This is a genomic window from Flavobacterium crassostreae (assembly GCF_001831475.1).
Classification (GTDB): Bacteria; Bacteroidota; Bacteroidia; order Flavobacteriales; family Flavobacteriaceae; genus Flavobacterium; species Flavobacterium crassostreae.
Genome location: NZ_CP017688.1, coordinates 444,239 through 464,628 on the forward strand (window position 1 = coordinate 444,239; position 20,390 = coordinate 464,628).

At 37.6% G+C, this 20,390-nt stretch carries 18 protein-coding genes; 13 read left to right on the plus strand and 5 right to left on the minus strand.

Annotation, left to right across the window (positions count from 1 at the left end):
* Window positions 1-89: 89 nt before the first annotated feature.
* Both LB076_RS01990 and LB076_RS01995 read right to left on the minus strand, forming a co-directional pair.
* The gene (locus LB076_RS01990; protein WP_066335311.1) at window positions 90-2,573 is read right to left on the minus strand and encodes a DUF5686 family protein; all 2,484 of its coding nucleotides are present in this window, start codon (window positions 2,571-2,573) and stop codon (window positions 90-92) included.
* A 74-nt stretch (window positions 2,574-2,647) separates the two neighbouring features.
* Window positions 2,648-3,625 carry a pyruvate dehydrogenase complex E1 component subunit beta gene (locus tag LB076_RS01995; RefSeq protein WP_066335313.1) on the minus strand — a complete coding sequence of 326 codons (978 nt, stop codon included), beginning with the start codon at window positions 3,623-3,625 and terminating at the stop codon, window positions 2,648-2,650.
* 267 nt (window positions 3,626-3,892) lie between these two features.
* Here LB076_RS01995 and LB076_RS02000 point away from each other — a divergent pair, with 267 nt between their 5' ends.
* From LB076_RS02000 to LB076_RS02015, 4 genes are all read left to right on the plus strand, one after another.
* On the plus strand, window positions 3,893-4,639 hold the full coding sequence (locus LB076_RS02000) for an electron transfer flavoprotein subunit beta/FixA family protein (protein ID WP_066335316.1): 747 nt from the start codon (window positions 3,893-3,895) through the stop codon (window positions 4,637-4,639).
* A gap of 94 nt (window positions 4,640-4,733) precedes the next feature.
* A complete protein-coding gene (locus tag LB076_RS02005; RefSeq protein ID WP_066335320.1) occupies window positions 4,734-5,702 on the plus strand; it encodes an electron transfer flavoprotein subunit alpha/FixB family protein in 969 nt (322 codons plus the stop codon).
* Window positions 5,703-5,857: 155 nt separating this feature from the next.
* Window positions 5,858-6,487, plus strand: coding sequence for a bifunctional nuclease family protein (locus LB076_RS02010; protein ID WP_066335478.1), 630 nt, complete (start codon window positions 5,858-5,860; stop codon window positions 6,485-6,487).
* A gap of 47 nt (window positions 6,488-6,534) precedes the next feature.
* Window positions 6,535-7,359 carry a thymidylate synthase gene (locus LB076_RS02015; protein ID WP_066335322.1) on the plus strand — a complete coding sequence of 275 codons (825 nt, stop codon included), beginning with the start codon at window positions 6,535-6,537 and terminating at the stop codon, window positions 7,357-7,359.
* On the opposite strand, the gene LB076_RS02020 is transcribed toward LB076_RS02015, so the two are convergent.
* Complete coding sequence (locus LB076_RS02020) at window positions 7,356-7,652, minus strand: isoamylase early set domain-containing protein (protein ID WP_066335324.1); 297 nt, start codon at window positions 7,650-7,652, stop codon at window positions 7,356-7,358. The two genes, LB076_RS02015 and LB076_RS02020, sit on opposite strands and share 4 nt — an antisense overlap.
* Window positions 7,653-7,886: 234 nt before the next feature.
* Between LB076_RS02020 and LB076_RS02025 the strand changes: the two genes are divergently transcribed.
* The 4 genes from LB076_RS02025 (at window position 7,887) to porT (ending at window position 10,799) form a co-directional block, all read left to right on the plus strand.
* Window positions 7,887-8,216, plus strand: a complete 330-nt coding sequence (locus tag LB076_RS02025) for a 2TM domain-containing protein (protein ID WP_066335330.1) — start codon at window positions 7,887-7,889, stop codon at window positions 8,214-8,216.
* A gap of 13 nt (window positions 8,217-8,229) precedes the next feature.
* Window positions 8,230-8,712 (plus strand): dihydrofolate reductase, encoded by a 483-nt coding sequence (locus tag LB076_RS02030; RefSeq protein WP_066335335.1) that lies wholly within the window; start codon window positions 8,230-8,232, stop codon window positions 8,710-8,712.
* Window positions 8,713-9,337: 625 nt separating this feature from the next.
* On the plus strand, window positions 9,338-10,069 hold the full coding sequence (gene ubiE / locus LB076_RS02040) for a bifunctional demethylmenaquinone methyltransferase/2-methoxy-6-polyprenyl-1,4-benzoquinol methylase UbiE (RefSeq protein ID WP_066335338.1): 732 nt from the start codon (window positions 9,338-9,340) through the stop codon (window positions 10,067-10,069).
* Between the two features lie 13 nt (window positions 10,070-10,082).
* Window positions 10,083-10,799, plus strand: a complete 717-nt coding sequence (gene porT / locus LB076_RS02045; RefSeq protein WP_176699282.1) for a type IX secretion/gliding motility protein PorT/SprT — start codon at window positions 10,083-10,085, stop codon at window positions 10,797-10,799.
* Between the two features lie 2 nt (window positions 10,800-10,801).
* On the opposite strand, the gene LB076_RS02050 is transcribed toward porT, so the two are convergent.
* Entirely contained in the window at window positions 10,802-11,530 is a 729-nt protein-coding gene (locus LB076_RS02050) for a TrmH family RNA methyltransferase (RefSeq protein ID WP_066335342.1), read from the minus strand.
* Window positions 11,531-11,566: 36 nt separating this feature from the next.
* On the opposite strand from LB076_RS02050, the gene tamL reads away from it, so the two are divergent.
* The 3 genes from tamL to accD all read left to right on the plus strand — a co-directional run bounded on the left by tamL (window position 11,567) and on the right by accD (window position 16,203).
* Window positions 11,567-14,131 carry a translocation and assembly module lipoprotein TamL gene (gene tamL / locus LB076_RS02055; protein ID WP_066335343.1) on the plus strand — a complete coding sequence of 855 codons (2,565 nt, stop codon included), beginning with the start codon at window positions 11,567-11,569 and terminating at the stop codon, window positions 14,129-14,131.
* A gap of 64 nt (window positions 14,132-14,195) precedes the next feature.
* On the plus strand, window positions 14,196-15,263 hold the full coding sequence (fbaA, locus tag LB076_RS02060) for a class II fructose-bisphosphate aldolase (protein WP_066335352.1): 1,068 nt from the start codon (window positions 14,196-14,198) through the stop codon (window positions 15,261-15,263).
* Window positions 15,264-15,348: 85 nt separating this feature from the next.
* Window positions 15,349-16,203 (plus strand): acetyl-CoA carboxylase, carboxyltransferase subunit beta, encoded by an 855-nt coding sequence (accD, locus tag LB076_RS02065; protein ID WP_066335354.1) that lies wholly within the window; start codon window positions 15,349-15,351, stop codon window positions 16,201-16,203.
* Between the two features lie 77 nt (window positions 16,204-16,280).
* On the opposite strand, the gene LB076_RS02070 is transcribed toward accD, so the two are convergent.
* On the minus strand, window positions 16,281-17,531 hold the full coding sequence (locus LB076_RS02070) for an ABC transporter permease (protein WP_066335356.1): 1,251 nt from the start codon (window positions 17,529-17,531) through the stop codon (window positions 16,281-16,283).
* A 196-nt stretch (window positions 17,532-17,727) separates the two neighbouring features.
* Between LB076_RS02070 and purH the strand changes: the two genes are divergently transcribed.
* Together purH and LB076_RS02080 are read left to right on the plus strand one after the other, a co-directional pair.
* Window positions 17,728-19,254: a bifunctional phosphoribosylaminoimidazolecarboxamide formyltransferase/IMP cyclohydrolase gene (purH, locus tag LB076_RS02075; protein WP_066335358.1), complete on the plus strand. Its 1,527-nt coding sequence runs from the start codon at window positions 17,728-17,730 to the stop codon at window positions 19,252-19,254.
* Between the two features lie 54 nt (window positions 19,255-19,308).
* Window positions 19,309-20,337, plus strand: a complete 1,029-nt coding sequence (locus tag LB076_RS02080; RefSeq protein ID WP_066335359.1) for a rod shape-determining protein — start codon at window positions 19,309-19,311, stop codon at window positions 20,335-20,337.
* Window positions 20,338-20,390: the final 53 nt, after the last annotated feature.

A 20,390-nucleotide genomic window follows, 5' to 3' on the forward strand; every position in this document is an offset into this window, starting at 1 on the left:
TTGGTTTGCTTTTTTAGCCCAGATGGTAACGGCATCCTCTGGTGGCGGGGTTCGCCACCAGAGATATAGTGGACAGCTGGAAATGGCTCTTAAAAATAAAATCCAAAAGATCCTTTGATACTAAATCGCTGTGTATCTGGGGTGTTTAGGTAACTGCCGCGCCAGGCAAAATCTATTCGGAATACTTTGAAAATATTTCCTACTCCGGCGCTGTACTCCCAGTATCCGTTTTGGGGTGCTACATAATTCAAGCCCGAGGCGTTGATGCGGCGGTTGGCCTCTGAGATGGAGCCATAAACGCCTTTGGCGCCTATAATTTCTCTCCAGTTGAGTTTGCGCATAAACGGAATGCGGGAGAAGAGTCTGCCTCCAAAGTTATGTTCCCATTGTAGGGTGGTGTATTGGTCGGTGACAAATTCGTAAAAATTAAGGTTGCTAAAGGTGTTTTCGATGGTAAAATAGGTTTGGTTTCCGGGTATTACGCTTAGCAATCCCAGCGGAATGGTACCAAAGGTTTTTCCGGCTTCTAGGATTAGGTTGCTACGGCCTAGTGGTCCGATTATTATAGGTTGTTTGTAGTATAGTTGTAGTTTGTCATAGCTAAAGTCACTCTGTAATAGGCCTTGAAATCCGTGGCTGTAATTGACAAAAAAGTGGCTAAAGGGGCTGTCTACATTTTTTCTTTCTACGCCATAGCCTATGGTTTTTCGGTTGGGGGTGTACTCTACTTGTAGGTTTAGTTCGGATTGTTTGACTTTGCTTGCCGTGGTGGTGGCTGTGGCATTGGTGTAGTAATCTAGGCTAAAGCTTGGGGAGGCAGATTCTAATGTTCGGTAAGAAAAGCCGGTTTGTAGTGTTATGTTTTTGATGGGTTCGATGGCTACTCCTACGTTGGTGAGGTTGATGTTGGTGAGCTTGCCGTTACTGCCTGTGGTAAATAAGGCAGAGGAAGCAAAACTCCTGCCCAACACATCGTTGGTTGTAGTCAAACTGGCGCCTATTTGCTCTACGTCTCGACGGTTACCAGCCGAGAGGATGATGCGCTTTTTTTTGTCAACCATCCATTTGCCCGAGAGGCCGTATTTAAATTTATTGTCTTGAAATCCATAGGCGGTGTAGCCTTGCAAACGCCAGCTATCGTTGGGTCCAAAATAGGTTCTTCCGCCGGTTCTTAGACGGATTCCTTCTACTTCGTTGTATCCAAAACTCGAAAATATAGGCCCATAGTCTATAGGCGGAAACTCAATGTAACCACTCCCGAGTATCGAAACTAAGCTGTAGAGTTGTTTGAATTTGGTGACGGTTTTTAGGGTATCCAACATTTTGTAAACCCCGCGCTCGTCTTTGTTTAAGTTTTCAAATCTGTTTTCTTCCCAATAGGCTTCGGATCGGTTATAAACTGCGTTATCTATATAATTGACTTCTTCTTTATAAAAAGCTGCTGGTTTTTCTATATTAAATTTATGGTGGTCATATAGTGTGGTTCGTTTTCCGTAAACGCCTTTGGACTCGTCTTTTTTGTTTAAGGCAAAATCCGACATCATGTAATCTCGGGTTAACAAAAACACAGAATCATTTTGTACTTCAAATTCTTGCTCAATATAAATTTCTTTTACCCAGTTTATATTGGCACTTCGAGTAACGGCCATATTAATTTTTTTGATGGCATAGGTGGTGTCATTAACCCAAAAATCGCCCTTAAAGGTTAGTTCGTTTTTTCTTCGGGGGTAAAACAAAATATTATAACACCATTTATTGTTTATGTAAGCACTATCTCTCAATACGTAATTATAAACGTCAATTCCGGTTTTAGACAACGGACTGGTAAAACTTTTGTCAAAAAAAGTCAAATGGTTGTTATAAATATCGTAGTCCGAATAAAGATCTTTTACAAAGGATAAAATTTGTTGGTTGTTACTAAAACCAGAGTTTTTGTTTGCTTTTAGTTTTTCTTTTATTTTTTTTAACTTGTTGCTACCATAAACATCCGATAGGGTTTCGTTTATAAATATGGGCAAATACGATTTTCCGGTAACCTTAGAGGTATCTATGTGTTTAAAAACAAATTCCATGCCTTTAAAAACCTTGCTTTTCATGAAGGCACTATCAATGGTATTCATATCAAACTCCACTTTTTCGTATTTTTCCATCTGGTATTGCTCAAATTGATACAAGCCATTTTTGCGTTTTCTTTCCCAAATTTTTCTCAAAATATCAAGCGCAGGATTGTTCTTTTTGGATGTTTTACCCGTAAAAATAACTACCTCGTTTAGGGTTTGTATCTCCGAGAGAGAAACCTTCAAGTTATAGTTCACGGCATGCAATAGCGTTAGCTCTCGGTCATTATATCCCACCGAAGAGACCGTCAAAATACTGTAGTTAGAATCCGATTCTAAATAAAACCTTCCCTCTTCATTTGCTACCATTCCTTCGCTAGATCCCTTAAAGGCCACGTTGGCAAACGCAATAGGCAGGTTGTCTTTATCTACCACCACACCGCCTACTTTGGTTTGAGACCACAGCACATGGACTACAACCAGCAACAACCAACTAAAGCGTATCTTATTTTTCATAATTTATAACTTAAAAAAAAAGCTTCATCATACTAACGCATGAGGAAGCTTTTGTAGTACTAATAGCAAAGATACTATTTATACATTACTTTTTTGACTGCCTTGATCACATCCTGGGCATTAGGCAACCATTCTTTTAACAAAACTGGCGAATATGGCGCTGGTGTATCTGCAGTAGTAATACGCTGTATTGGTGCATCCAAGAAATCAAAAGCGCGTTCTTGAACAACATACGTAATCTCCGAAGCCACACTTGCAAAAGGCCAAGCCTCCTCAAGAACCACCAAACGGTTGGTTTTTTTAACCGATGTCAAAATAGTCTCATAATCTAGCGGGCGCACCGTTCTAAGATCCACAATCTCGCACGATATTCCTTCTTTAGCCAATTCTTCGGCAGCAATATGCGCTTCTTTAATAATTTTACCAAAAGAAACAATGGTAACATCCGTTCCTTCTCGTTTAATATCCGCTACTCCTAACGGAATGGTATATTCGCCATCAGGAACCTCTCCTTTATCACCATACATTTGTTCCGATTCCATAAAAATCACTGGATCATTATCTCGGATTGCAGCCTTCAACAACCCCTTAGCATCATATACCGTAGAGGGAACCACAACCTTTAGACCCGGAGTATTTGCAAACCAGTTTTCCAAAGCCTGAGAATGTGTAGCACCTAATTGCCCTGCCGAAGCCGTTGGACCTCTAAACACAATTGGCACATTAAACTGCCCACCAGACATTTGGCGCATTTTGGCTGCATTATTTATAATTTGATCAATACCCACCAAACAAAAGTTGAACGTCATATATTCTACAATTGGACGGCAACCATGCATAGCAGATCCTACGGCAATACCAGTAAAACCCAACTCAGCAATAGGAGTATCAATCACTCGTTTTGCTCCAAATTCATCCAGCATACCCTTAGATGCCTTATAAGCACCATTGTATTCGGCAACTTCTTCACCCATTAAATAAACGGACTCATCATGACGCATTTCTTCACTCATTGCTTCGCAAATGGCCTCTCTAAATTGTATCGTTCTCATATTTATATTGTATATGTGTATTTTTCGAAAAGCAAAAATAAATATTTTAAATCACTTTTTTGCATAAAACACTTTAAAATAATCCGAAGCTATCTCCGGCTATCCGCTATATCTTACTGTGGCCAAAGAAGCCACAGCAAGGATGCCGCTACTATCCGGGCTAAAAAAGAAGTAAGTGAGTATTAATATTATGCACGCATAGTATATAATTCAATAAATTACTTTAAATTTGTATAAAGAAATCACGAAAATTAAAAACATAGCACCATGAAGATATTAGTTTGCATTAGCCACGTTCCGGATACTACCTCAAAGATTAATTTTGTCGAAAGCAATTCGCAATTTGACACCAATGGCGTACAATATGTAATCAACCCAAACGACGAGTTCGGACTCACCAGAGCCATCTGGTTTCAAGAAAAACAAGGCGCAACAGTAACCGTAGTAAATGTAGGAGGCCCAGAGACAGAGCCTACTCTGCGCAAAGCATTAGCCATAGGAGCAAACCAAGCAATCCGTGTTAACGCCACCCCTACCGATGGTTTTTTTGTTGCAAAACAACTAGCCCATGTAATCCAAACCGGCGAATATGACTTAGTTATAGCAGGCAAAGAATCCCTAGACTACAATGGCGGTATGGTACCCGGAATGCTAGCCGGAATCCTTGGCTACAATTTTTTAAACTCCTGCACCGAACTAACCATAGAAGCAACAGCAGTAACGGCCGTTAGAGAAATAGATGGCGGTAAAGAAACCGTTACCACAAGCTTACCACTAATAATTGGAGGCCAAAAAGGACTCGTAGAAGAAAAAGACCTCCGCATACCTAACATGAGAGGAATCATGACCGCAAGAACCAAACCATTAACCGTAGTAGAAGCCGTAGACACACCCACTACCACCAAAGCAATAAGCTTTGACAAACCAGCTCCTAAATCTGCCGTTAAATTGATTGCCGCAGATAATTTAGACGAATTAATAAACCTATTACACAACGAAGCCAAAGTACTATAAACCGACTAAATATTAAACAGTACTAGTCCAAACACCAAAATCATACTAGTTTGACTTACTGCAATACCAAACCTTCACTCTAAACAAAAACATTATGTCCATACTAATATACGCAGAATCCGCCGAAGGAAAACTCAAAAAAGTAGCTTTTGAATTAGCCTCCTACGCCAAAAAAATAGCCGAAACCTTAGGCACCACCGTAACAGCATTAACCATAAATGCCAGCGACACTTCGGAACTAGCCAAATACGGCGTAGACAAAGTACTACAAGTAAACCAAGACAAACTAAGCAGCTTTAACGCAAAAGCATATACCGATGTTATCCAACAAGCAGCCGAAAAAGAAAACGCTCCAGTGGTTGTGCTATCTTCTACTACAGACAGCCTGTATTTATCTCCTTTAGTAGCAGTAGCCCTAGAGGCAGGTTACGCATCCAATGTGGTTGGACTTCCGGTAAGCACCGCACCATTCCAAGTAAAAAGAAATGCTTTTTCAAACAAAGCGTTCCAAATAACCGAAATTACTACTGCCGTAAAAGTAATCGGATTAGCCAAAAACTCGTATGGGGTTTTTGAGAATCCAGCAAGCACCACGCAAGAAGATTTCAACCCAACAATAGACGCCACTGATTTTGGCATCAAAGTAGTATCCGTAGAAAAAGTAAGCGGTAAAGTTTCTATAGCCGATGCAGACATTGTAGTCTCTGCAGGCCGAGGATTAAAAGGACCCGAAAACTGGGGAATGATTGAAGAACTAGCCACCGTGCTTGGCGCAGCAACAGCCTGTTCCAAACCAGTTTCGGATTTAGGATGGAGACCCCACGGCGAACACGTAGGGCAAACCGGCAAACCAGTAGCTACCAATCTATATATAGCCATTGGAATCTCTGGAGCAATCCAACACATTGCCGGAATCAACTCTTCCAAAATAAAAGTAGTTATCAATACCGATCCCGAAGCACCGTTTTTTAAAGTGGCCGATTACGGAATTGTAGGAGATGCCTTTGAAGTGGTACCGCAGTTAATCGAAAAATTAAAAGCGTTTAAAGCCCAACATGCCTAAATTTTAAATTATTTAAAATAAATTAGCTGCCAAAAAAGATAATTGTATCTTTGCTTTTGGCAGCTTTTTTTATACCATTTTATAAAAAAACAAACCGCATTTTATTCTATCCAAATTTTAAATCTAAGCACCTAAGTGCTTTTATTACCACAATTATGAGCTTAGTTAAATTGTCCATAAAAGGAATTTCTTACAGTCAAACCCAAAATGGAGCTTATGCCCTTATTTTAAATGAGGTAGACGGAGAACGCAAACTTCCAATAGTTATCGGTGCCTTTGAAGCACAATCTATAGCCATCGCTTTAGAAAAAGAAATCAAGCCACCACGCCCCTTAACTCATGATTTGTTTAAAAATTTTGCAGAACGGTTTGATATTATTGTCAAGCAAGTAATCATACATAAATTAGTAGATGGCGTATTTTATTCTAGCATTATTTGCGAGAGAGATAAAATTGAAGAAATCATAGACGCACGCACCTCAGATGCTATTGCACTGGCACTGCGCTTTAATGCCCCAATTTTTACGTACAAAAACATTTTAGACAAAGCCGGAATTTATTTAAAAGCAAACCCACAGGATCTTGAAAATGATTCACAAGAGATAGAAGACATTTTGTCCAACTCCGAAACTTTTGATACTGGAGAACAAAACACCTCATCAGCACGCACCTATCTAAAACACAGCCTAGAGGAGCTCCAAGAACTCTTATCTCAAGCCGTAGGGCAAGAAGATTATGAGAAAGCAGCACAAATACGAGACGAAATATCCAAAAGAGAGCTTTAGTTTTTGCCACAACCTACCCTATTCCCTTATTCCAAACCACTATTTAAATGAAGCAATATTTAGATTTAGTTAAGCACGTTTTAGACCACGGCGTTCAAAAAGGAGACCGAACCGGAACCGGAACCAAGAGCGTATTTGGCCACCAGATGCGTTTTGATCTAGAAGAAGGTTTCCCGATGGTGACCACCAAAAAACTACATCTCAAATCTATTATTCATGAATTGCTTTGGTTTTTAAAAGGCGACACCAATATTAAATACTTGCAAGAAAATGGCGTAAAAATATGGGATGCCTGGGCAGACACAAACGGCGATTTGGGCCCCGTATACGGACACCAATGGCGCAACTGGAACAGCCAAGAGATCGATCAAATCTCGGATTTAATTACAGAGCTCAAAACAAACCCCAATAGCCGCAGGATGTTGGTATCTGCTTGGAATCCTTCGGTATTGCCAGACACCACAAAATCATTTGAAGAGAACGTGGCCAATAACAAAGCCGCATTACCACCTTGTCATGCTTTTTTTCAATTTTATGTAGCCAACGGAAAACTATCTTGTCAATTATACCAACGAAGTGCCGATATTTTTTTAGGAGTTCCATTTAACATTGCTTCTTATGCGTTGTTAACCATGATGATTGCACAGGTATGCAACCTGAAATGTGGCGAATTTATCCACACCTTTGGCGATGCCCACATTTACAACAACCACATGGCACAACTAGAATTACAACTAACTCGAACACCCGAAAAACTACCCAAAATGGTTTTAAATCCCGAGATTCAAAATATTTTTGATTTTACCTATACCGATTTTACCCTCGAAGGGTACCAACCCCATGACGGCATTAAAGGCAACGTTTCGATTTAGACCACCAATACACTATTCTTGGCGGCGGCATGATCATTCCAGATGTCAAAATCTGCTTCTGGCTCATTGCTATAAACACCATCCACAACATACCGAAACTCATACGATTTGCCTACACATATATCAAAAACCCCCTTGAAATTTCCGTTTTTGAATTTTTTTAACGTACCTAATTGGGCATCCCAACCATTAAAATCTCCTACAACTGCTGCTTGTATGCCCGTATTTTCGGCAATAACAAAAGTAACCTTACAGATTGGTTTGGATTTCAAAAACCGCTTTTTTAAAGCCATAATTATCTCATTTTAATATAGATATCTAATTTACTACAATTTAAGCACCTTAAAAACATTTAGAAACAAATTACACAATAAATTGCCTCCAGGTTAATTTATTACGAATACAACACTACCTCAGGACTTGTTTTTACATTCAAAAAAAAATAAATCTACTTCTGCAAAACAATATCTAATCCCAATTTTGAGATTACAATTTATATTTTACCTTTATAGTCAAAAATTACACCTATGGAAAGAGAACAGCATGAATTATATGAATACGCCCGTAAAAGAATCAAACAAAAAAAAGGGCTGTATTATCATTTTGTACTTCTGTTTTTGGTTTGCATCTTTTTATTTGTTGCCACAAAAGTAATGGACTTTACAGCTGGATCCAACCTGCATATGTGGCTAATTACTATTTGGTTTTTCTTGTTTATACTGCACTTTATCAAAGTTTTTATAACCGACCGTTTTATGAATAAAAATTGGGAAAGAGAACAAATTGACCGATTGGTTGCTTTACAGCAAAAAAAACTAACCGAGCTAGAGAACCACCTACAAGAGCCCACAAAATAAACAGACCAAGGCAATGATAACAATGATTGCAGCAGCAGCTGAAAATAACGAACTAGGAAAAAACAACAGCCTACCATGGCATTTACCAGATGACTTCAAGCGGTTCAAAGCTCTCACTACGGGCCACCATATCATTATGGGCCGAAAAACCTTTGAGAGTTTCCCAAAACCGCTACCCAATAGAACACATGTAGTTATATCCAGACAAAAAGATTATAACCCAGAAGGTTGCATTGTAGTATCTTCACTACAAGATGCCATAGCAATCTGTCCAAAAAACGAAGAACTTTTTTTAATCGGAGGCGGACAAATATACGCCTTGGGGATGTCTTATTGTGACAAGATTGAACTCACCAGAGTGCACCACACCTTTGAAGCAGATGCGTTTTTGCCCGAAATAAATCCCGAAGATTGGTTGTTAAGCAACTCAGAGTACCACGCAAAAGATCCAAACCATCCTTTTGCATTTACCTACGAAACGTATTTAAAAAAATAACTAATTTAGCCATCAAAAAAAAACACCTCAAAAAAGAAGATTTCTTTTTTGAGGTGTTTTTGCATAAGGCAACTTAAAGCGCGCTTTTTTACTTAAAAACAATGATCAGGAAAAAACAACTCACTCTTGGAACAAGATCTGATAACATAACAGAATAATTACAAATGTTAAAAAAACTCCAGAAGTGAAGGTAATAACATTTGCTATTTTTTGAGAATACATCTCAAAAAAACCTTTAATACCAAATACCACGAAGGTACTAAAGACAAAGAAAATTAAAATTTCCAAAAACAAATTTAATCCTAAGAACGTATTTTGCGCTAGGGTTACGCTACTGGCATTTAAGACAGCTCCATCAAAACAGTACACAAGAACAAGCGATATCGTTAACGCAAGAAACAACCACTTGATTTGAGCTATTAATCCCTTTTTGATCATTGAAAAAACATGTTGTATTTTTATTTTGTAAAATTCGTAATAAAAAAGCACCCTCACAATACCCACTTTTAGTGATATTCTAAATATATCAAAAAAAACAACAAAACAGCTCCATTTATAGCTTTTAAAAAAATCGGATACCTCTATAAAATAGAATATAATATTATATTTGTGAAAACTAAAAAAAATGTCCAAAAAAATCACTCCATATAAAGACTCTACGTTAGGCAAAAAAGAACAAGTTGCAAAGATGTTTGATACCATATCCGGAAATTACGACAATTTAAACCGGGTTATTTCGTTTGGTATTGATGTAAAATGGCGCAAAAAAGTATTGCAATTAGTTGCTAATACTGCCCCAAAAAAAATTCTGGATATTGCAACAGGCACAGGTGATTTAGCCATTTTAATGGCGCAGACTGATGCAGAAAAAATCATAGGTCTAGATATTTCATCGGGAATGCTGGCCGTTGGCGAAAAAAAAATAGCCCAACAAAACCTATCCAAAACCATCGAAATGGTTCTTGGAGATTCTGAAAACATGCCGTTTGAAGACAGTTATTTTGATGCCATTACGGTAGCATTTGGTGTCCGAAATTTTGAAAATTTAGAAAAAGGGCTTGCCGAAATTTTGCGTGTATTAAAACCTGGTGGAGTATTTGTAATTCTAGAAACTTCGGTTCCAGACAAAACGCCATACAAACAAGGCTATACCTTTTATAGCAAAAACATACTCCCACTAATCGGAAAATTATTCTCTAAAGACAATGTAGCCTATGGTTATTTGTCCGAATCTGCCGCTGCATTTCCTTATGGTGTGGCTCTGAACAATATTTTGACAAAAATTGGGTTTATAGATGTTGTAGCTATGCCCCAAACTTTTGGAGTGGCTACTATATACTCGGCTTCAAAAAAATAACCAGCACAGAACTATGATACAATTTCTAAAAAAAACCATTCTATTATTCTTTTTCTTTTGGGCATGCCAGACAAAGGCACAGTTCCAAAACGGCATTTTTGGCAAAGACCCAATAGTGAATTTAGAAAACTTTCAGGAACAGCGGGTTTATTTTGGTTTTTTTCTGGGTTTTAATAGCTTTGATTACAAAATTGACTACAAAACAGCAGGGCCAGATATTGAAACCAAAAAAACAACTGGTTTTAACGTGGGTATTGTAGGCGATTTAAGGTTGCAGCAATACATTAATTTACGTTTTGAGCCAGGGCTTTATTATTCTAAAAGAGATCTGCGGTATCCTGGTTTTGAAAACCAAGTGGATGCTTTAAGAGAAGTAAACAGCACTTATATTCACTTTCCGTTATTGGTAAAACTTTCGTCATTACGAGCTGGCAACATTCGTCCTTATGTTTTGGGCGGTTTATCGGCTACACTTAATTTATCTAGTAACCAGAAAGCACAAGATGATAATAAAGAACAAAATTTTAGAGTAAAATCTTGGACTACTAATTATGAACTTGGGCTTGGTATCGATATTTTTTCGGAATATTTTATTTTTTCTCCTTCTATCCGAGGAGTTTTTGGGCTTGGAGACGAGCTAGTACGAGATAAAGATCCTAACAGCCCTTGGACTAGCAATATAGAATCGATAAAAAACAGGGCTATTTTAATTAATTTTACTTTTCATTAAAATTAGTTATTTCTCCTAAATTCACTCAGTACAATTGCCGTAGCTGTAGCTACATTAAGACTTTCTGTTTTTTGGATAGAACCAAAACGCGGAATGGTTAATTTATTTTTAATGGTTTTTTGAATTGCTTTCGAAATCCCATTTGCTTCATTGCCCATCACAATAATTGCTTCTGGAGGCAAGCTTGTTTTGTAAATATTAACTCCCTCCATAAAGGCACCAAAGACTGGCAATTGGGTTTGGGCAAGGTATTGGTTCAAATCTACATAATTAACATTCACCCTACTGATAGACCCCATGGTAGCCTGCACTACTTTAGAATTATAAACATCTACCGTTTCTGGGGAGCAAAGCAATTGCTTTACGCCATACCAATCACAAAGTCGTAATATGGTGCCCAGGTTGCCTGGATCTCTAACCGAATCTAGGGCAACAATAAGGCCGGAGGTAAGCATTTCTTTTTCGGCAGGTATTTTAAAAACCGCCAAACAAGTATTTGGAGTAGTTAAGGCACTTATTTTTTTAAGATCGTTTTCATAAACAAGTGTCTTTTTTGCGGCAGCTACTGCATCAAAATCATTTTCTGTGGTGTACAAATGCTCTAATTCTAGGTTAGAATTTAACAATTCTTGAATTACCTTTACCCCTTCGGCAAAAAACATTTTGTGTGCAATGCGATACTTTTTTTGTTGTAAACTTGTTATGAGTTTTATTTGGTTTTTACTAACCATAAAAATATGTACTTTTGAATTAAATATTTAGGACACTTGAAAAAAATTTCAACAAAAATATCACTATTTATTCTAATAGGAATACTAATCGCTGCTTGTAACACGCAAAAAAGAGTTCCTGAGGGCAAAATGCGTTTGGTAAAAAACAATATTACAGTCAACAACCTTCTGACCAACGAAGAAAATGCTTATAACCAATTGTATCAAAAACCCAACAGTAGCTTGCTTCTGGGCTATCCATTGCGATTAAATTTATACAATTTAGCGAATCTAAACCCCGATTCTACCTACCAGGCCACGTTTGAAAAACATCCTAAAAGATATGCCCGCCAATCCAAATTTTTGTCTGCAAAACAAGTAGATCGGCTCGGGAAGTCTTTTTTATACCACGGTATTCATGATTTTTTAAAAAAAGTAGGAGAACCTCCTGTGCTTTTAGATAGTGCGAAGACTTCTAAATCGGTGATGCGCTTAAAATATTATTATTTTAACAAAGGTTTTTTTGATGTAAAAACGAGCTATACGGTAGACACCATTAAAAATAAAAAAGCAAAAGTAACTTACCACATTGCCACCCAAAAACCATATTTCATTGATTCTTTAAAAACCAGCATTACAACCCCTGCTTTGGACTCTTTGTATCAGGTACAAAAAAAACAAACGCTAATTAAGACTGGAGAGCAATACTTGACCATTAATTTTGAGGAAGAAAAAAACAGAATTAGTACTCATTTTAGGAACAACGGCGCCTATTATTTCCAGCCAACCAACATTAGCTTTGACATTGATACCATCAGCAAAGCCAATAAAGCTAATGTAAATGTAATTATTAATGATTATACGTACCAGGATAAAGATTCGTCCAAAACGGCCCCCTTTAAACTATACCAAATAAGCAAAGTAGCCATTTATACGGATTATGCTGCAAACAAAACCAATCTAAAAATTACCGATAGTACCCGTTACAAAAATTTTGATCTATATAGCCATCAAAAATTAAAATACAAACCCCATGCCATCACGGATGCTATTTTTATTACAAAGGGCACTCCCTTTGCAGATTATAAAACCGTACTGACCACCCGTTATTTAAACAATCTTAAAATATTTAACTACCCTAGTATTCAATACGAAATGGATCCCAAGGATAGCACAGCAACCTCACTCATTGCAAAGATATATCTGACGCCCAGAAAAAAATACAGTTTTGCTACTTTTCTTGATGTGACCCACTCCAATATTCAAGAAGTAGGGGTTTCTATTAGTCCATCTATTACCATTAGAAATGTTTTTAATGGTGCCGAAACATTGGAACTCTCTGGTCGTGGTACAATTGGATCTTCCAAAGATTTAGCCAACCCGAACAACCAATTTTTTAACGTTTCGGAATACGGAGCAGATTTAAAGTTAAATATTCCGAGGGTTTTTCTGCCTTTTTCAACAGAAAGAATTATCCCAAAGAGCATGATTCCGTCTACACTTATGGCTGTAGGTATCGCAAGGCAAACCAATATTGGACTAGACAAAGAAAACTTCACTGGAGCAGTAACCTACAACTGGACCCCAAAAAAGAACACTACCGCTCGGTTTGATCTATTCAACGCTCAGTTTGTTAGAAACCTAAACCCTACTAATTATTTTAATGTGTATCGCTCTTCTTATAGTGCCTTGAATACCATAGGAAAATCCTACAATACCAATCCTCTTTATTTTGATAACGATCAAGACCGAAACCTTTTGATTCAATCAGGAACCTCTGGATTTACCAATGAAGCGCTCTATGGAGGCAACAGCATGAATCTTAATGCTACGGATTTTCAAGCTGTAAAAAGTATTGAAGAACGAAGAATGCGTTTGACCGAGGATGATTTTATATTTGCCACTAGTTTTACCTTTTCAAAAACCACCAAAAAAGACCTGCAAGACCGGAGTTTTTATCAATTTAGAACCAAAATTGAATCTGCTGGATCCATACTCTCGCTACTGGCTAGCACCATCAAAAGCCCTAAAAACGCCAATGGCAACCACGAAATATTTAATCTAGAATATTCCGAGTATATCAAAACCGAATTGGATTACATCAAACACTGGGATCTAAATCACGAAAAAGTTCTAGCTTTTAGAAGTTTTTTTGGCATCGCAATTCCATTTGGAAACTCCGACAACATTCCTTTTTCTCGGAGTTATTTTTCGGGCGGATCCAATGACAATAGAGCTTGGCGTCCGTATAGTTTAGGCCCTGGAAGTAGTGGAGCGGTCAATGATTTTAATGAAGCCAACATGAAAATTGCGTTAAGCACCGAATTTAGATTTAAGATCTTAGGCGATTTTAAAGGGGCTTTATTTGCCGATGCAGGAAACATCTGGAACATCTATGATAATGTAACGGATGAAAAAGCGACATTCACTGGCATCAAAAGCCTAAAAGACATTGCATTAGGCTCTGGATTTGGTCTGCGCTATGATTTAACCTTCTTGGTAGTTCGGTTTGACTTTGGATTTAAGACCTATGACCCCGCTAATACTACCGGCAAAAAATGGTTCCGCCAATACAATTTTGCAAACAGTGTTTTAAATTTTGGAATAAATTATCCGTTCTAATGCTAATTAATTCTTATTTTTGTCGCCTTGAACTAAACAATTACAACCACCTAAAAAAATTACTATGGCACACAACATCCAACCTGGAGTAGCTACAGGAGATCAAGTACAAGAAATTTTTAACTACGCTAAAGAGAAAGGCTTTGCTTTACCTGCAGTAAATGTCACTGGTTCCGCTACAATAAATGGGGTTCTTGAAACAGCTGCAAAATTAAACGCACCCGTTATTATTCAGTTTTCAAACGGAGGAGCGCTCTTTAATGCCGGAAAAGGACTTTCTAACCAGAACGAAAAAGCCGCTATAGCAGGAGGTGTTGCTGGAGCAAAACATATTCATACCCTTGCTGCTGTCTATGGTGCAACAGTAATTTTGCACACAGATCATTGCGCTAAAAAACTCTTGCCTTGGATCGACGGACTATTGGATGCCTCCGAAGCGCATTTTGCCGAAACAGGAAAGCCGTTGTTTAGTTCGCACATGATTGATTTATCCGAAGAGCCAATAGAAGAAAATATTGCTATTTGCAAACAGTATTTGGCCCGAATGAGTAAAATAGGAATGACATTAGAAATTGAACTTGGAATCACTGGTGGTGAAGAAGACGGTGTAGATAACTCTGATGTTGATAGTTCCAAATTATACACCCAACCCGAAGAGGTGGCCTATGCTTACGAAGAGTTATCTAAAATAAGTCCTCGATTTACTATTGCAGCTGCATTTGGGAACGTACACGGGGTGTACAAACCAGGTAATGTGAAATTGACTCCAAAAATTTTAAAAAATTCTCAAAATTTTGTTCAAGAAAAATTCCATACCAAAAACAACCCAATAGATTTTGTTTTTCATGGCGGATCTGGCTCTACTTTAGAAGAAATAAGAGAAGCTATTGAATATGGTGTTATCAAAATGAACATTGATACCGATTTGCAATTTGCTTTTACCGAAGGCGCCAGAGATTACATGATTAAAAACATTGCTTACTTAAAAACACAAATTGGTAATCCAGAAGGAGAAGAATTACCAAACAAAAAATACTACGATCCAAGAAAATGGATGCGTGAGAGCGAAGTGACTTTTAATACCCGATTAGAAAAAGCATTTGCTGACTTAAACAACGTGAACACATTATGAGATTAAAAATTAGGAGCTATAAGGCAGAAGCATTTTTCTGTCTTATAGCTCCTACTCTTTAACTCCTAACACCTAATTATTAAATATGGCTTGGTTTAAAAGAAAAGAAAAAGGAATTACAACGGCTACCGAGGACAAAATGGATGTCCCAAAAGGACTTTGGTACAAATCTCCAACAGGTAAGGTTATTGATGCCGATGAATTAGAACGCAATTTATTTGTAAGTCCCGAAGACGGATTTCATGTACGAATTGGTAGCGCCACCTATTTTGAAATTTTGTTTGATAACAACGAATTTATCGAATTAGACAAAAATCTAACCTCCAAAGACCCTTTGCATTTTGTAGATACCAAAAAGTACGCAGACAGACTAAAGGACGTTATGGAAAAAACCAAACTTAAAGACGCAGTGCGTACTGGAGTAGGGAAATCCAAAGGAAAAGAAGTAGTAATCTGCTGCATGGATTTTGCGTTTATAGGAGGATCCATGGGAGCAGTAGTTGGAGAAAAAATTGCACGCGGAATTAACCACGCAATCAAAAACAAACTTCCGTTTGTAATGATTTCAAAATCCGGTGGTGCACGTATGATGGAAGCCGCGTATTCCTTAATGCAATTAGCCAAAACATCGGTAAAACTAGCACAATTAGCAGAAGCTAAATTGCCTTACATCTCCTTATGTACCGATCCAACAACTGGAGGAACCACAGCATCCTATGCAATGTTGGGAGACATCAACATCTCTGAACCAGGAGCTTTAATTGGATTTGCAGGACCACGTGTGGTTAGAGATACCACTGGTAAGGATTTGCCAGAGGGATTCCAGACTTCAGAATTTTTGTTAGAACACGGATTTCTGGACTTCATAACGCCTCGTAAAGAATTAAAAGACAAAATCAACCTTTATATTGATTTAATTCAAAACAATCCCGTTAGATAAAATACTACTTTTTTTATGTAACAAAAAAGTCCCATCCGTTATCGATGGGACTTTTTTGTTTGTACCAAACCTAGCTACTACATTCCGGTTCGGATAGCCTCTACCGGATCTAATTTAGAAGCACTAATTGCCGGAAGAATACCAGAAATCAAGCCTATTAATGCTGCCAAACTGGTTCCGAGAACAATATTACTCATGCTCAAAACAAATTCAAAATCCATAACATTGGTTAGAATAATGGCAATAATCCAAACCAAAAACAAGCCTATAATGCCCCCTATTAACGACAGAATTACTGCCTCAAACAAAAACTGAAATAAGATAAACCTGTTTTTGGCCCCTAACGATTTTTGAATCCCAATTAAATTGGTACGCTCTTTTACGGATACAAACATAATATTGGCAATTCCAAAACCACCAACCAATAACGAAAATCCACTAATAATCCAGCCCACAACATTCATCTGCCCAATAATGCCATCAATAAAATCGGTAAAACCAGAGAGTACATTTATAAAAAAAGTATCCATCTCGCCTGCTTTAAGCCCTCGTAGGTTTCTTATTTTTTGAGACACCATCGCTTTGTAGGCGTCCATATCGATGCCTTTTTGGGGTTTTAAAATAATAACAGGAGTCATGGCCTCGTTATTGTCTCCATATCGTTTTCGGATAAAGTTTACCGGAAGATACACCGAAGTATCGTTACTATCTCCAAACAAACTTTCTCCTTGTTTTTTTAAAACACCAATAACGGTAAGACGTTGCCCATAGAGCCGAACATTTTTGCCAATAGCGTAACTATTCCCAAAGAGACCCTCTGCAATTTCGTTACCCAGAACAATTACAGCCGTACCCGAATTTGACTCGGCTGCGTTATAAAACCGACCACTAGCAAGCTCCAATCCTTCAATAGCTACTAATTCATTAGTAACCGGAATTACATTAACATCGCTAACCAATTTGGAGTCAAATTTTATACTTTCGTTTTTAACAAACAATTGATAAGCTACTTTCTCGGTATCCTTCAATGTGCTTTCTAAATAAGTGTATTCGTCATAATTAACATCCGGAAACTGTTCTCTCTTCCATTTTGGAACATCCGACGGACCAAAAGAAAAACGCATCAGATAAATAGTATTTTTATCTAAACTGCTCAAATCTTTAGCAATTTTTTTGTCCAAAGAGTCTACCGCAGCAAGTACCGCAATGATAGATAAAATCCCAATAGTAACCCCTAGCAAAGAAAGCAAAGTGCGTAACTTATTGTTCATCAAAGCGTTTATTGCAAAGACAAAGCTCTCCTTTAGTAATCGAAAATAGACTATCATAAATGTACGTATTTCAGTTAAAGTAAAATTCTACAAATTAAATTCAAAATCCTAACAAAATAGGTTTTCCTTCTTAAAACCGCCCTATTTTACCCTCAAAATAAAATAAGCAGTGTAATTATACATTATCTCTTTTTCAAATGGTTTAATTTTAACTTTAAAAAACTATTTTTGTGCTTTATAAACATAACTACACATGGATACAACAAAAACAATTCAATCTGCATTAATTTCCGTATTTTCCAAAGAAGGTCTTGAACCTATTGTAAGACTTCTAAACAGTCAAAACGTTACACTTTATTCTACCGGCGGAACTGAGGAATTTATTAAAAACCTAGGCATACCAGTTGTAGCTGTTGAAGACGTTACCTCTTACCCATCTATTTTAGGCGGAAGAGTTAAAACATTACATCCAAAAGTTTTTGGAGGCATATTAAACCGTCAAGACAATCCGAGTGATGTACAACAAATGAAAGAATTTGACATTCCTCAAATTGATTTGGTAATTGTAGATCTATACCCTTTTGAAAAAACAGTAGCCTCTGGCGCTAACGAGTCCGATATAATTGAAAAAATAGATATTGGCGGAATTTCTTTAATTAGAGCTGCCGCAAAAAACTTTAAAGATACTGCAATTGTAGCATCTGTTACAGAATACAGCCTATTATTAGGAATGCTTTCTAATCAAAACGGAGCAACTACACTTGCAGACCGAAAACTACTAGCCGCAAAAGCATTTCAGGTTTCGTCTCATTATGACACCGCTATTTTTAATTACTTTAATACCGACGAAACGGTTTATAAAGAAAGTATTACAGACGGAAAAGTATTACGATACGGAGAAAACCCACATCAAAAAGGGTTTTTCTTCGGAGATTTTGAAGCCATGTTTGACAAAATACACGGCAAAGAATTATCGTACAACAATTTATTAGACGTTGACGCAGCCGTAAACCTAATTAACGAGTTCAAGACAAACGGCCCTACGTTTGCCATTTTAAAACACAACAATGCTTGCGGGTTAGCTTCCAGAAATACCATTAGCGAAGCATATAGTGCTGCCTTAGCTTGCGACCCAACATCTGCCTTTGGTGGCGTTTTAATTGCAAACACCAAAATTGATCTTGCAACAGCAACGGAAATCAACAAACTGTTTTGTGAAGTAGTCATTGCGCCAGAATTTGACGCAGAGGCAATTAGCATTTTGCAAGAAAAGAAAAACCGAATTATATTGGTACAAAGAGAAGTAGCCTTGCCATCAAGACAAGTAAGAACCTGTTTAAACGGTTTGCTCATCCAAGACCGAAACACCATTACCGATACTAAAGACGCCCTAAAAACCGTTACCCAAACCAGTCCAACAACACAAGAAATTGAAGATTTGATTTTTGCCTCAAAAGTATGCAAGAACACCAAATCCAACACTATTGTATTTGCAAAAAACGGCACGCTTATTTCCTCCGGAACTGGACAAACCTCTCGCGTAGATGCTTTAGTACAAGCAATTGAAAAAGCCAAAACATTTGGTTTTGATCTACAAGGAGCCTCCATGGCAAGCGATGCGTTTTTTCCTTTTCCAGACTGTGTAGCTCTAGCAAAAGAAGCTGGTATAACCGCTGTTATTCAGCCAGGAGGATCTATCAAGGACGAATTAAGCATCAATTATTGCAACGAAAATAAACTTGCAATGGTATTTACCGGAACACGTCATTTTAAACATTAATTTGTTTAACTTTGTTTGCTCTTAATTTTTAACTTTTAAACCCCTAAAAGACTTATGGGATTTTTTGATTTCATGACTGAGGATATTGCGATAGACCTTGGTACCGCTAATACTTTAATCATACACAATGATAAAGTTGTAATTGACAGCCCGTCAATTGTTGCCAGAGATAGAATTTCTGGCAAAATAATCGCAGTTGGTAAAGAAGCCAATTTGATGCAGGGTAAAACACATGAAAACATTAAGACAATAAGGCCTTTGAAAGATGGTGTAATTGCAGATTTTGATGCTTCCGAAAAAATGATTAGTATGTTTATACGAAGCATTCCTGCATTGAAAAAAAGAATGTTTACACCAGCCCTAAGAATGGTAGTATGCATTCCGTCTGGAATTACCGAAGTAGAAATGAGAGCCGTAAAAGAATCTTGTGAAAGAGTAAACGGAAAAGAAGTATATTTAATACACGAACCAATGGCAGCCGCTATAGGTATTGGTATAGACATCATGCAACCAAAAGGAAACATGATTGTAGATATCGGAGGCGGAACCACCGAAATTGCAGTAATTGCATTAGGCGGAATTGTATGTGATAAGTCCGTAAAAATTGCAGGAGATGTATTCACCAACGACATTGTCTACTACATGCGTACCCAGCACAATCTTTTTGTAGGAGAAAGCACTGCCGAGAAAATAAAAATACAGATCGGTGCCGCTATAGAAGATCTAGAAACAGCACCAGAAGATATGTCCGTACAAGGTAGAGACTTACTAACTGGTAAACCCAAACAGGTGGATGTTTCTTATAGAGAAATAGCCAAAGCGTTAGACAAATCCATCCAACGAATTGAAGATGCGGTTATGGAAACCCTATCCCAAACCCCGCCAGAATTGGCTGCAGATATCTACAATACCGGAATTTATTTAGCCGGTGGTGGTTCTATGCTCAGAGGCTTGGACAAAAGAATTTCGCAAAAAACAGACTTGCCAGTTTATATTGCCGAAGACCCATTACGAGCTGTAGTTAGAGGTACTGGAATGGCACTTAAAAACATTGTAAAATTCAAAAGTATCTTGATCAAATAAGACAATCCAAAAGGTAGCATTTCACTAGATTTAGAATTAATTTACCTTTAGTG

Coding starts and splice junctions, on each gene's coding strand:
- LB076_RS01990 (WP_066335311.1), bottom strand. CDS start 2,573: ATGAAAAATAAGATACGCTTTAGTTGGTTGTTGCTGGTTGTAGTCCAT.
- LB076_RS02015 (WP_066335322.1), top strand. CDS start 6,535: ATGAAGCAATATTTAGATTTAGTTAAGCACGTTTTAGACCACGGCGTT.
- ubiE (WP_066335338.1), top strand. CDS start 9,338: ATGTCCAAAAAAATCACTCCATATAAAGACTCTACGTTAGGCAAAAAA.
- LB076_RS02030 (WP_066335335.1), top strand. CDS start 8,230: ATGATAACAATGATTGCAGCAGCAGCTGAAAATAACGAACTAGGAAAA.
- LB076_RS02020 (WP_066335324.1), bottom strand. CDS start 7,652: ATGGCTTTAAAAAAGCGGTTTTTGAAATCCAAACCAATCTGTAAGGTT.
- LB076_RS02000 (WP_066335316.1), top strand. CDS start 3,893: ATGAAGATATTAGTTTGCATTAGCCACGTTCCGGATACTACCTCAAAG.
- LB076_RS02005 (WP_066335320.1), top strand. CDS start 4,734: ATGTCCATACTAATATACGCAGAATCCGCCGAAGGAAAACTCAAAAAA.
- accD (WP_066335354.1), top strand. CDS start 15,349: ATGGCTTGGTTTAAAAGAAAAGAAAAAGGAATTACAACGGCTACCGAG.
- LB076_RS02070 (WP_066335356.1), bottom strand. CDS start 17,531: ATGATAGTCTATTTTCGATTACTAAAGGAGAGCTTTGTCTTTGCAATA.
- LB076_RS02010 (WP_066335478.1), top strand. CDS start 5,858: ATGAGCTTAGTTAAATTGTCCATAAAAGGAATTTCTTACAGTCAAACC.
- LB076_RS02080 (WP_066335359.1), top strand. CDS start 19,309: ATGGGATTTTTTGATTTCATGACTGAGGATATTGCGATAGACCTTGGT.
- LB076_RS01995 (WP_066335313.1), bottom strand. CDS start 3,625: ATGAGAACGATACAATTTAGAGAGGCCATTTGCGAAGCAATGAGTGAA.
- purH (WP_066335358.1), top strand. CDS start 17,728: ATGGATACAACAAAAACAATTCAATCTGCATTAATTTCCGTATTTTCC.
- LB076_RS02025 (WP_066335330.1), top strand. CDS start 7,887: ATGGAAAGAGAACAGCATGAATTATATGAATACGCCCGTAAAAGAATC.
- fbaA (WP_066335352.1), top strand. CDS start 14,196: ATGGCACACAACATCCAACCTGGAGTAGCTACAGGAGATCAAGTACAA.
- porT (WP_176699282.1), top strand. CDS start 10,083: ATGATACAATTTCTAAAAAAAACCATTCTATTATTCTTTTTCTTTTGG.
- LB076_RS02050 (WP_066335342.1), bottom strand. CDS start 11,530: ATGGTTAGTAAAAACCAAATAAAACTCATAACAAGTTTACAACAAAAA.